Source organism: Mesorhizobium sp. WSM4312 (genome assembly GCF_002294875.1).
Classification (GTDB): domain Bacteria; phylum Pseudomonadota; class Alphaproteobacteria; order Rhizobiales; family Rhizobiaceae; genus Mesorhizobium.
Map to the genome: position 1 here is coordinate 117,939 of NZ_NSFU01000018.1, position 12,253 is coordinate 130,191.

11 protein-coding genes are annotated in these 12,253 nt (G+C 63.5%); 8 read left to right on the plus strand and 3 right to left on the minus strand.

Going from position 1 to position 12,253, the window contains the following annotated elements:
• Positions 1-180 precede the first annotated feature (180 nt).
• From CK228_RS27230 to CK228_RS27260, 7 genes are all read left to right on the plus strand, one after another.
• Positions 181-984, plus strand: coding sequence for a DeoR/GlpR family DNA-binding transcription regulator (locus tag CK228_RS27230; RefSeq protein ID WP_095789795.1), 804 nt, complete (start codon positions 181-183; stop codon positions 982-984).
• 55 nt (positions 985-1,039) lie between these two features.
• Positions 1,040-2,035, plus strand: a complete 996-nt coding sequence (gene rhaS, locus CK228_RS27235) for a rhamnose ABC transporter substrate-binding protein (protein WP_095775218.1) — start codon at positions 1,040-1,042, stop codon at positions 2,033-2,035.
• A gap of 84 nt (positions 2,036-2,119) precedes the next feature.
• A complete protein-coding gene (locus CK228_RS27240; RefSeq protein WP_095789796.1) occupies positions 2,120-3,661 on the plus strand; it encodes a sugar ABC transporter ATP-binding protein in 1,542 nt (513 codons plus the stop codon).
• On the plus strand, positions 3,658-4,635 hold the full coding sequence (locus CK228_RS27245) for an ABC transporter permease (protein ID WP_095789797.1): 978 nt from the start codon (positions 3,658-3,660) through the stop codon (positions 4,633-4,635). Before CK228_RS27240 ends, CK228_RS27245 begins: the two co-directional genes overlap by 4 nt.
• On the plus strand, positions 4,632-5,627 hold the full coding sequence (locus CK228_RS27250) for an ABC transporter permease (RefSeq protein WP_095789798.1): 996 nt from the start codon (positions 4,632-4,634) through the stop codon (positions 5,625-5,627). Before CK228_RS27245 ends, CK228_RS27250 begins: the two co-directional genes overlap by 4 nt.
• Positions 5,627-5,944 (plus strand): L-rhamnose mutarotase, encoded by a 318-nt coding sequence (gene rhaM, locus CK228_RS27255; RefSeq protein WP_095775214.1) that lies wholly within the window; start codon positions 5,627-5,629, stop codon positions 5,942-5,944. The genes CK228_RS27250 and rhaM overlap by 1 nt, the downstream gene beginning before the upstream one ends.
• On the plus strand, positions 5,941-7,317 hold the full coding sequence (locus CK228_RS27260; RefSeq protein ID WP_095789799.1) for an FGGY-family carbohydrate kinase: 1,377 nt from the start codon (positions 5,941-5,943) through the stop codon (positions 7,315-7,317). The genes rhaM and CK228_RS27260 overlap by 4 nt, the downstream gene beginning before the upstream one ends.
• On the opposite strand, the gene CK228_RS27265 is transcribed toward CK228_RS27260, so the two are convergent.
• Positions 7,318-9,144 carry an alanine racemase gene (locus tag CK228_RS27265; RefSeq protein WP_095789800.1) on the minus strand — a complete coding sequence of 609 codons (1,827 nt, stop codon included), beginning with the start codon at positions 9,142-9,144 and terminating at the stop codon, positions 7,318-7,320. It abuts the gene before it with no gap.
• 144 nt (positions 9,145-9,288) lie between these two features.
• Between CK228_RS27265 and CK228_RS27270 the strand changes: the two genes are divergently transcribed.
• A complete protein-coding gene (locus CK228_RS27270; RefSeq protein ID WP_095775211.1) occupies positions 9,289-9,498 on the plus strand; it encodes a hypothetical protein in 210 nt (69 codons plus the stop codon).
• A 7-nt stretch (positions 9,499-9,505) separates the two neighbouring features.
• Here CK228_RS27270 and CK228_RS27275 read toward each other — a convergent pair whose 3' ends face one another.
• On the minus strand, positions 9,506-10,756 hold the full coding sequence (locus CK228_RS27275) for a D-amino acid dehydrogenase (RefSeq protein WP_095789801.1): 1,251 nt from the start codon (positions 10,754-10,756) through the stop codon (positions 9,506-9,508).
• A 101-nt stretch (positions 10,757-10,857) separates the two neighbouring features.
• Complete coding sequence (gene galE / locus CK228_RS27280) at positions 10,858-11,853, minus strand: UDP-glucose 4-epimerase GalE (RefSeq protein WP_095789810.1); 996 nt, start codon at positions 11,851-11,853, stop codon at positions 10,858-10,860.
• Positions 11,854-12,253 lie beyond the last annotated feature (400 nt).

The window sequence follows — 12,253 nt, forward strand, 5'->3', positions numbered from 1 at the left end:
TATCCTCCCTGGGACGCAAAAGCCGCAGTCCATTTTGCCGGGAATGTCTACGCAAGCGCCTCGCTTGTCAATCATAAACGATCAATATCGATCATATTGCACTGCACAATGAAATTATATGATCGGAAATGATTGACACTGCTCGTTTTGAGTGCCTAGATGGCCAGGTAGGGAGGAACCATGCACGAAAAAGAGCGCCACAGGATCATTCTGTCCGCCGTCCAGGAAAAGCCTGTGGTGACGGTGCAGGAGATGGTCGACCTGACGGAGTCGTCCGAGGCGACGATCCGGCGCGATATCGCGGCTCTGCACGTCCAGAAGCGCCTGCGCCGGGTGCGCGGTGGCGCCGAGGCGATTTCGCCGCCGCAATTCATCGGCCTGGCCGGCCGGCCCTTTTCCGTCAACGAAACGATCAACGCTTCACAGAAGCGGGCGATCGCTCGCGAGGCGGTCGAATTGTGCGGGGATGGCGAGCCGATCATCATCAATGGCGGCACCACCACCTTCCAGATGGTGCATTTCCTGACTGGGCGGCGCATGCCGATCTTCACCAATTCGTTCCCGATCGCCGAGCATCTGCTCAAGCACTCGAAGAACACGGTGATGCTGTCGGGCGGCACCATCTATCGCGAGCAGAACATCATCCTGTCGCCCTTTGACAATGACGTGACCCGCAATTTCTACGCGCGCCGCATGTTCATAGGCGCCCAAGGGCTTGGACCGCTCGGCCTGATGGAAGGCGACCCGCTGCTGATCCAGGCGGAGCAGAAGCTGATCGACCAGGCCGACGAGCTGGTGGTGCTGGTCGATTCCTCGAAATTCCGAAAGCGCTCCAGCCTGATCCTGTGCGGGCTGTCGCGCATCGCCACCGTCATCACCGATGACGGCATCGAGGATCGCGAAGCCAAGATGTTGGAGACCGCGGGCGTGACGCTGATCGTCGCCCGCAAGACGGCAAAGGAAGAATCTTCACTGCAGGCCTGAGACCAACTCACGCCCGCAGCGGCGATGGAATGCAACGCTCAAGGGAGGATATGCGATGAGCTTTTTGAAGAAATTGATGGTGACGGCCGCATTCTCGGCCGCCATGTTCGTGAATGCCGCCTATGCCGAGAACGTCAAGATCGCACTGGTGGTGAAGTCGCTCGGCAACGGCTTCTTCGACGCCGCCAACAAGGGCGCCGAGGAGGCGGCCAAGGAACTCGGCGATGTCGACATCATCTACACCGGCCCGACCAAGGCAACCGCCGAAGCGCAGATCGAAGTGGTCAATTCGCTGATCGCGCAGAAGGTCAACGCCATCGCCATTTCGGCCAATGACGCCGACGCGCTGGTGCCGGTGCTGAAGAAGGCCATGGAGCGCGGCATCACCGTCATCTCCTGGGATTCGGGCGTTGCCAAGGAAGGCCGCCAGCTTCACCTCAACCCGTCCGACACCGGCCTGATCGGCGAGACCATCATCAAGCTTGCCGCCGATTATCTGCCGGAAGGCGGCGATGTCGCCATCCTGTCGGCCTCCTCGACCGCGACCAACCAGAACGCCTGGATCGACGCGGCCAAGAAGGTGCTGCCGGAGAAGTTCCCCAAGATCAAGCTTGTCGCCACCGTCTATGGCGATGACGATTCGGCCAAGAGCACCGACGAAGCCAAGGGCCTGCTGAAGTCCTATCCGAACCTCAAGGCGATCATCGCGCCGACAACCGTCGGCGTCGTTGCCGCCGCCCAGGTCGTCACCGACGAGAAGCTGATCGGCAAGGTCAATGTCACCGGCCTTGCGCTGCCGTCCGAGTTCAAGAAGTTCATCGACAACGGCGCCAGCCAGGCGGTTGCGCTGTGGAACCCGATCGACCTCGGCTACTCGGCCGTCTACCTCGCCCACGACCTGGCGGTGAAGAAGGAAGAGGCCAAGCCCGGTGCCACGCTGTCGATCGGCCGCGTCGGCAAGGTCACGCTCGACGATACCAACTCGGCTGCGATGGCTCCGCCCTTCCAGTTCGACAAGACCAACATCGAGAAGTTCTCCAAGATCTATTGATCTGGGACCCTCTCGAGCCGTCGCGGCGGGGCTCACGTCCCGCCGCGATTTTAGACGGACCTTGTTTCAGGGCTTGATACGACCATGGACACGACAGCCCAGCACGGCACGGTGAAGGAGAGGCCAGCGGCCTCCACGCCACGGCTGACGCTGTCCGGCATCTCCAAGAGCTTTCCCGGCGTGCGCGCGCTGCACAATGTCAGCCTGTCGCTCTATCCCGGCCAGGTGACGGCACTGATCGGCGAGAACGGCGCCGGCAAGTCGACGCTGGTCAAGATCATGACCGGCATCTACCAGCCGGATTCGGGCACGATCAGCATCGACGGCCAGGCGGTCAGCTTGCCCAGCGCGCATGCCGCCTTCGGCCATGGCGTCACCGCCATCCATCAGGAAACCGTGCTGTTCGACGATCTGAGCGTTGCCGAAAACATCTTTCTCGGCCACGCGCCGCGCACACGGCTAGGCACCATCGACTGGCGCACGATGCGCAAGAATGCCCGCGAAGTGCTCGACACGATGCACGCCGGCCATATCGATGCCGATGCGCGTTTGAAAGACCTCGGCATCGCCAACAAGCATCTCGTGGCGGTGGCGCGCGCCATGTCGATCGACGCGCAGATCGTCATCATGGACGAGCCGACCGCAGCCCTTTCGATGAAGGAGATCGAGGAGCTTTTCCTGCTCATCGAATTCCTCAAGGAGGAAGGCAAGGCGATCCTGTTCATCAGCCACAAGTTCGACGAGATCTACCGCATCGCCGACCGCTACACGGTGTTCCGCGACGGCGAGATGGTTGGCGAAGGCCTGATCAAGGATGCCGGCCAGAGCCAGATCGTGCGCATGATGGTCGGCCGCTCGGTCGATCATATTTTTCCGCAGCGCAAGGCCGAGATCGGTGCACCGGTGCTGTCCGTCGCCGGCCTGTCGCACCCGACCGAGTTCAACGACATCGGCTTCGAACTACACAAAGGCGAAATACTCGGCTTCTACGGCCTCGTCGGCGCCGGCCGCAGCGAGGTGATGCAGGCGATTTCGGGCATCACCCGCACCACGGGCGGCACGATCACGCTGGAAGGCAAGACGATCGCGCCGAAATCGGCGGCGGATTCGATCGAGGCCGGCATCGTCTATGTGCCGGAAGAGCGCGGCAAGCAAGGCGTGGTGATCGGCCTGCCGATCTTCCAGAACGTCTCGCTGCCCTCGCTCAAGCGCACCTCCAAATCTGGCTTGCTGCGGCTGGCCGAAGAATTTTCGCTCGCCCGTTCCTACACCGAGCGGCTTGATCTCAGGGCCTCGTCGCTCAGCCAGGATGTCGGCACGCTGTCGGGCGGCAACCAGCAGAAGATCGTCATCGCCAAATGGCTGGCGACCGCGCCCAAGGTGATCATCCTCGATGAGCCGACCAAGGGCATCGACATCGGTTCCAAGGCCGCCGTGCACGGCTTCATGGCCGAGCTGGTGGCGCAGGGCCTGTCGGTGATCATGGTGTCGTCGGAACTGCCGGAGATACTCGGCATGTCCGACCGGGTGGTGGTCATGCGCGAGGGCCTTGTCGCGGCGGTCTATGACAATAAGGGGCTGGACGCCGAGACGCTGGTGCGGACGGCAGCGGGGATCGCGGCATGAAAGCCTTTCTGAAATACCGCGAGATCTGGCTGGCCGCGGCCATCATCGTGCTGATCGGGCTAATCTCGACCCGCTTCCCGGCCTTCGCCGACCCCGGCAACCTGCGCCAGGTATTCAACGACACCTCTATCCTGATGATCCTGGCGCTCGGCCAGATGGTGATCATCCTGACGCGGTCGATCGACCTGTCCATGGCCTCCAATCTCTGCTTCACCGGCATGGTGGTGGCGATGCTGAACGCCGCACACCCGGCAATCCCGATCCCGGCACTGATCGTCATCGCGCTGACGGTCGGGCTGGTGCTCGGCGCCATCAACGGCCTTCTGGTATGGCGGCTGAACATCCCTTCGATCGTGGTCACTTTGGGGACGCTCACCATCTATCGCGGCGCCACCTTCGTCCTGTCAGGCGGCGCCTGGGTCAATGCCGACAAGATGAGCCCGGATTTCATCGGTTTCCAGCGCGCCGCCTTCCTCGGCATTCCGGTGCTGTCCTGGATCGCCATACTGGTCATCGCGCTGTTCTTCGTGCTGATGACGCGCACCGCGCTCGGCCGCTCGATCTATGCGATCGGCGTCAACCCGACGGCGTCGGTCTATACCGGCATCGATGTCGGCCGCACGAAATTCATTGTCTTCTGCATCTCCGGCATGATCGGCGGGCTTGCCGGCTACCTGTGGATCTCGCGCTACGTCATCGCCTCGGTCGAGGTCGCCAACGGCTATGAGCTCAACATCATCGCCGCCTGCGTCATCGGCGGCATCTCGATCGCCGGCGGCATCGGCTCGGTCGGCGGCGCGGTGCTTGGCGCGCTGTTCCTCGGCATCATCTCCAACGCGCTCCCGGTCATCAACATCTCGCCCTTCTGGCAGATGGCGATTTCGGGCAGTGCCATCATCCTGGCCGTCGTGCTCAACGCGCGCGGCGAACGCCAGCAAGGCCGGATCATCCTGAGAAAGGCGGAGGCGGCATGACCGACGTCCCTGCCCCACGCCATATTCCCGACCGGCTCGACAGGCCGCTGTCTTCGGCGATCTTTTCCTGGGAGGCACTGCTGGTCGTGGTGGCCGTCGCCATCTTCGCCATCAACAGCTTCGCCTCGCCCTATTTCCTCGATCCCTATTCGCTGTCCGATCTGACCTTCAACTTCACCGAGAAGGGCATGATCGCCTTTGCCATGGCGCTGCTGATCATCTCCGGCGAAATCGACCTGTCGGTCGCCGCCATCATCGCGTTGGCATCGACCATGATGGGCATGGCGGTGCAGGCGGGTGCGGGTACACCGGTGCTGGTGCTGATCGGCATTGTGGTCGGGCTTGGCTGCGGCGCCTTCAACGGGCTGTTGGTGACACGGCTCGGCTTGCCGTCCATCGTCGTCACCATCGGCACGATGAGCCTGTTCCGCGGCATCGCCTTCATCATCCTCGGCGACCAGGCCTATAAGGGCTATCCCGAAAGCTTCGCCTTCTTTGGCCAGGGCTATGTCTGGTGGGTGGTGTCGTTCGAGCTGGTGCTCTTCCTCGTCGCCGCCGTCGTCTACTGGTTCCTCCTGCATCGCACGAGTTTCGGCCGCCGCGTCTTCGCCATCGGCAACAATCCGGTCGCGGCGCAGTTTTCCGGCGTGCGCGTCGGGCGTATCAAATTCACCCTGTTCTGCCTGACCGGGCTGATGTCGGGTATAGCCTCGGTGCTGATCACCTCGCGCCTCGGCTCGACGCGACCGTCGATCGCGCAAGGCTATGAGCTGGAAGTCATCACCATGGTGGTGCTCGGCGGCGTCAGCATCCTCGGCGGCGCCGGCAGCATTGTCGGCGTCGTGCTCGCCGCGTTCATCATGGGGCTGGTGACGTTTGGGCTCGGCCTGCTCAACGTGCCCGGCATCGTCATGTCGATCTTCATCGGCGTGCTGCTGATCATCGTCATCGCGCTGCCGATCGTCTGGCGGCGGCTGCGAGGTAGCAGCTGATGCCTGAGAAATACGCGTTCAAGATGAAGCTCAAACCGGGCATGAAGGCCGAGTACAGGAAGCGCCATGACGAGATTTGGCCGTCGCTGGTCGCGCTCTTGAAACAGGCCGGCGTGTCCGACTATTCGATCCATCTCGACGAAGAGACCAACATCCTGTTCGGCGTGCTGTGGCGGCGCGACGATCACGGCATGGCCGAATTGCCGAAGCACCCGGTGATGCAGCGCTGGTGGGCACATATGGCCGACATCATGGAAACGAAGCCGGACAACGAACCGGTGGCCGTGCCGCTGGAAACCGTGTTCCAGATGGCATGAGTGCTCTGCGCCACATCGCCGTCATCGACATCGGCAAGACCAACGCCAAGGTGGCACTGGTCGATCTCGCCATGTCGAGCGAGGTGGCGCTGCGCCGCATGGCGAACGCGCCGGTGCGGCAAGCGCCCTACCCACATCACGATGTCGAGGCGCTATGGGCATTCATCCTCGACAGCCTTGCCGATCTCAACCGCGAACAGCCGATCGCCGCCATCTCGATCACCACGCATGGCGCGACAGGTGCGCTGGTCGACGCCTCTGGCGAACTGGTGCTGCCGATGCTCGACTATGAGTTCGACGGCCCCGACAGGCTGGCGGCGGACTATGACGCTGTTCGACCGCCCTTCACCGAGACCGGCACACCGCGCCTGCCGCTCGGCCTCAATCTTGGCGCGCAGTTCTTTTGGCAGCAGAAGTGTTTTCCGGCCGCGTTCGCGCATGCGGCCGCGATTCTGATGTACCCGCAATACTGGGCGCTGCGCCTGACCGGCGTCGCCGCCAACGAAGTGACCTCGCTCGGTTGCCACACCGATCTGTGGAATCCATGGCATGCTGACTTTTCGTCGCTGGTCGATCGGTTGGATTGGCGCCACCTGATGGCACCGGTGCGGCCGGCCAGCGATCGCCTCGGTCCGATCCTGCCAGCGCTTGCCGCGCGCACCGGCCTTGATGCGCAAACCCCTGTGTTCTGCGGCCTGCACGATTCCAACGCCTCGCTGCTGCCGCATCTCCTGTCCGACGCGCCACCCTTCTCGGTCGTCTCGACCGGCACCTGGGTGGTGTCGATGGCGGTCGGCGGCAGAGAGATTGCGTTGGATGCGGCGCGCGATACGCTGGTCAATGTCAATGCGCTGGGCGACCCGGTCCCTTCAGCGCGCTTCATGGGCGGTCGCGAGTTTTCCGTGCTGACGGAAGGCCAGCCTGACGACTGGACTGAAGCTGATGTTGGCGCCGTGCTCGTGCGGAAGACATTGCTGCTGCCGTCGACGCAGCAGGGATCAGGGCCGTTCCCGCATCAGGCCGCGACATGGCTCAATGCCGACGGCATGAACAATGGCCAGCGCTTTGCCGCCATCTCGTTCTACCTGGCACTGATGACGGCGATCTGCCTTGAGCTGGTCGGAAGCGATGGCCCGACCACCGTCGAAGGCCCGTTTGCCCGCAATCGCCTGTTCGTCGGCATGCTGGCCGCAAGCACTGGCCGCGCCGTCATCGCGTCCGAAGCCGCCACGGGAACCAGCATCGGCGCGGCACTGCTGGCGTCCGACCAGGTCACGGCGCACGGCAAAGGCGAGCGACTGGAACCGCCGATCGACCCGGCCTGGGCCGACTATGCCAACGCGTGGCGCGCGGCGGTCGAAGCGCGGGGCTGATCACAGAATCCGCTTGCCGAAGGCCGACATCACAAAGCTCACGGTGTCAGCGCCGATCCTGGGCTCCAAGTCCCCGGCCAGGCCCGAAACATCCATCGACATCAGGCCGCCGGACAGCGCGATCGCCTCCATCGCCTGATGCGTTTCGCGCACGGTCAGCCCGCCGGAGCCGGCCGCCCAGCCGGCGAATTCGGTCGCCGTCAGGGAATAGCTGACATGAAAGCCCTGTGTGCCCGACGTGGCGATGCGGATCGCCTCATGCATCAGGTCGCGCATGCCCATGGCGTCGATATCGGTCATGGTGAAGGCCGACACGCGCGAATCCTTCAGCACCCGCGCCTCCGCCGGGTCGGCATGGCGCAGGCCGACGATGACGACATTTTCCGGGGACAGCTGCGGCTGCAGCGCGCCGGCCTTGTGGTCGAGACCGAGCGTTCGCGCCAGCACAGAACCTTCCGGCAGGTCGATGCCCTCTTCGTCTTCCGGCATCAGCGCGGCAATGGAATCGATCCAGATCAGGCCGAAGGAGTGCATCGCGCGCGCCGTCGCCGTCAGCGCCTTGTGGGCGATACGACGATCGGCGCCGGCACTCAGTCGGATCAGCCCGGAGGGCGGCCGCTCGACATCGGCGAGTTCCACGACGTCGAAATTCATCACCTCCAGCCGCGCACCGGTCCCCTCGCGGGCAAGAATGCCGGCGGCTTCCTGTTCGGCCGAGATCGACACCATCTTGCGGCCGGAAAAGTCGGCGACGTCATGCATCGGGGCCTTCTCGACATACTCCGACGTCATCGCCAGCAGCATGGCGCCGTAGCTCATGCGAAAGGCGACGCGATCTCCCACAGCGGGGCGCGGGTCGGCTTCCTGCACGTCGAGCAGCAGATGGTCGCTGGAGGCGCCGAGCACCCTGATCCCCCTGGCGATCGGCGTCAGCCCTTCGACCAGCACGTCCTCGCGGCCGATATTGGCGATGGCGCGCAGCCTGTCGCCCTCGTCGGGAAAGACCGGTTGGTTGCCGAAAGCGTCGTAGCCGGACTCGCCGATCGGCCGCGACGGCTTGAGCTTGACCTCGATGATGTCGCCGGTCAGGCGGCACGCGTCGGGCTCGAGTTCATCCCATGGCACATCGCGAAAGGTTTCGACGCCGCCTTGCAGGATCGCCTCGCCGACCCGGAGATTGTTGATGCCGGCCGGAAGTGTGCCTTCGAGCAGCAGCGTCAGCGACGACGACGCCCCGCCGGAGATCCAGTCGAGACTTTTGCCCGACAGGCGCTCCGTCTTGTAGGCGTGGGCGACGAGTTGCCCAAGATTTTCCGGCGTCGGCATGATGGCGCCGAAACAGCCGAGATTGGTGCCGATGCCGGCGATGCGCACGCCCTTGAACTCGAGGATCCGCTCAACGGTGGGGATCAGGTCGTTCGGCCAGATGCCTTCGCGGAGGTCGCCGAGATCGATCATCAGCATGATGTCGTGGACGCGGCCCATGCGCTCGGCGATGCGCGAGATCTCGCGGATGGTGGCGAGTTCCGACTGCAGGCTGATGTCGACGGTGCGCACCACCTCCTCGATGCGCGCCATGGGCGGGCTGCGCAGCAGCATGATCGGCACGCTGATGCCGCTGTCGCGCAGCCGGCGAATGTTTTCGAAACGCGATTCGGCAATGCCGGCGACGCCGCCGCGCAGCATGGCGCGCGCCACTTGCGGCATGCCGCAGGTGCCCTTGGTGACGCCGAACACCTTGATGCCGGACAAAGCGCAGCGGTCAACAATGGTGCGTGCGTTGCGCTCGATACGGCCGAGGTCGATGGCGACTTGCGGTCCCGACATTTTTCCTCTCAGGGTTTGTATAATCTATCGGCCAGGTGCATCTTCAAGATCATCTTCTGATACCTGTCAAAGCCAGAAGTGACGGTCTCAATGTTGGAAACCAGAGCAATTGTATGTGGGCACGTCTTTCGATTGGAGAGACCGGTGGCACTGGTCGTCCGTCATTCCGATGGCGAGTGGCAACTGACATGCGGCGCACATGATCATCCTGCGGACTGCGAAGATTTCGAAGTCGTCGGCCTCGGCCATCTGACCACCACGCAGGACAATCTGGCACAGATTGGGCGGCTTGAGCGTGGTTGGCTTGCTGAATGGGTGCAGGGCCAATGGACGCGGTGCCAGCACGACGACTAGTGCTCCATCAGTTGACGTAGACGAGTCCCTGCGGGTCGATCTCGGGCTTGCGGCCGGCAACGAGGTCGGCCAGGAATTTTCCCGAGCCACAGGCCATCGTCCAGCCGACATGGCCGTGGCCGGTGTCGAGATAGAGGTTTTTGTAGCGCGCCTGACCGATGACCGGCACGGAGCCCGGCATCATTGGCCGCAGCCCTGCCCAGAGCTCCGCCTTCTTCTCGTCGAATGCGCCGGGGAAGAGGTCCCTGGCAGTCCTGAACATGGTGACAAAGTCGCTGGGTTTGTGGGTGCGGTCGAAGCCGGTGAATTCGGCGGTCGAAGCCAGCCGCAACCGGTTGCCGAGCCTCGAATAGGCCATCAACTGGTCCTCGTCGGCGCCGCCCATGGTCGGCCCCTTGCTCTCGTCTTCCAGCGGAATGGTCGCGGTATAGCCCTTCACCGGATAGACCGGCAGGTCGATGCCGTAGCGGCGGCCGAGCAGACCGCTTTCCGGCCCCATCGAGATGACCACGGCATCACCCGTCACCGGTCCGGCCGAAGTCATCACCGACCGCACCCGGTCGCCCTCAATGTCGAGACCCTCGACCGTCGTGCCGTAGAGGAATTTCACACCGAGCTTTTCGGCGGCATGGGCGGCGAGCTTTTCCACGAACTGTTGGGAATCACCGGTCTGGTCGATCGGCGAATAGACGCCGCCGGCGATCTTTTCCTTCACTCCGGCAAGGCCCGGTTCGAGCTCGACCAGCCGGTCGCGGCCGACGATCTCGATCGGCAGACCGTGTTCGGCAAGATAGCGATAATTGTCGGTTCCGGTGTCGAGGCTGTGCTGCGAGCGGAAGAAATAGAGGATGCCTTTCTTGCGCTCGTCATAGTGGATGCCGGTGTCGGCCGAGATGGCGTTGATGCAGTCGCGCGAATAGAGCGCCAGGCGCAGCTTGACCTGGCTGTTGGCGCGCAGGCGGGCCACCGTGCATTGGCGCAGGAAACGCAGGCTCCAGGCGAGGAAATAGGGATCGAAGCGCAGCCGCACCTTGATGCCGAGATCATGATTGTAGAGCCCGCGCAGAAATGTCTTCAGCGCCGCCGGCGAGGCCCAGGCGGTGGCGTCGCCCGGAGAAACCAGGCCGGCATTGGACTGGCTGGTGCCCCGCGCCGGCGCCGCATGGCGCTCGATCACGGTGACCTCGTGGCCGTCGGCGGCCAGGTAATAGGCCGCTGCCGTGCCGACAACGCCGGCGCCGAGCATCGTTATCTTCATGCCATCCCCCAAAGCTCTCGGCGGCACGGCGCCTCCACGCCGCGTCGCGACTGCTTCCATAGCGCGTCGCCGCGCGCCTTGCGAGCCCTTGGGGGGCTGGCTTAGCCGCGGGCGGAGTTCTTGCTGGTCAGGATGCGTTCCCAGGCGAGTGCGTCGGCAACGATCTGGTCCAGATCGTCGCGTTGTGGCGTCCAGCCGAGTTCCGCCCGGGCAAGGTCTGAATTGGCGACCACCGCAGCGGCGTCGCCAGGGCGCCGGTCGCCCATCTTCACCTCGAAATCCCGGCCAAAGGCGCGGCGCACGCTCTCAATGACCTCGAGCACCGAATAGCCATGGCTGTAGCCGCAATTGGCGACGAGGCTCTGTCCCCCGGCGCGCAGCCGCTGCAGGGCCAGGCGATGCGCAGCTGCCAGGTCGCTGACATGGATATAGTCGCGCATGCAGGTGCCGTCCGGCGTCGGGTAGTCGGTGCCGAACACCTGCATGAAGGGACGCTTGCCGAGCGCGGTCTCGCAGGCGACCTTGATGAGGTGGGTGGCGCCCGGAGTCGACTGGCCGGTGCGACCCCTGGGGTCGGCGCCGGCAACGTTGAAATAGCGCAGCGCCGTGTAACGGATGTCGTGCGCGAGGCCGGCATCGCGCAACATCCACTCGCTCATCAACTTGGACAGGCCATAGGGCGATTCCGGCGCCAGGCGGGCATCCTCGCGCACCGGCTCCAGCCCGGCGCCGCCATAGACGGCGGCGGTCGAGGAAAAGATGAAATGCGACACGCCCTCGCGCACCGCGGTTTCGATCAGCGTGCGTGTCTTCGAGGTGTTGTTCTCGTAGTAGGCGAGCGGGTCGGCGACCGATTCGGGGACCACGATGGAACCGGCAAAATGGATGATCGCGTCGACATGATTGTCCCTGATGATCGAACCGACCAATTCCTTGTCGGCGACATCGCCGACGACGAGCTTTGCCTCCGGCGCCACCGCCCATTCGAAGCCGGTGGAAAGCCGGTCGAGCACGACCACGCTTTCACCCGCATCCAGCAATTCCCAGACCATGTGGCTGCCGATATAGCCGGCGCCGCCTGTCACCAAAACCGTCATCCGCATCCTCGCATCTCAAGATTTATCGGAAACTGTCTCAAACACCGCCTTACTGGAAAGCCTGCCGCATGGCCATTAGAACCCTTGGTAACCGGCGTTCACCAAATGTGGCATCGTGCTGAAACATAAGTGATCCACAAAGCGTGTCGTGGAGTGGGAATAGGCCACGATCCGTCATCGTTAGGAACAGGTGCGGGGCGTGGCATTTTGACCAAAACGGCCCGGTGGACGACCAATAGGCCAATGATTATGATCCCGCGCAAAATTGGGAAGCGGACATGAACTACCAGCGGTTCTTCGAAGAAGCGATTGACCAGCTCCACGCGGAGCGGCGCTATCGTGTCTTCGCCGACCTCGAGCGCATCGCGGGCAAGTTTCCGCGCGCCATCTGGCGCTCCAA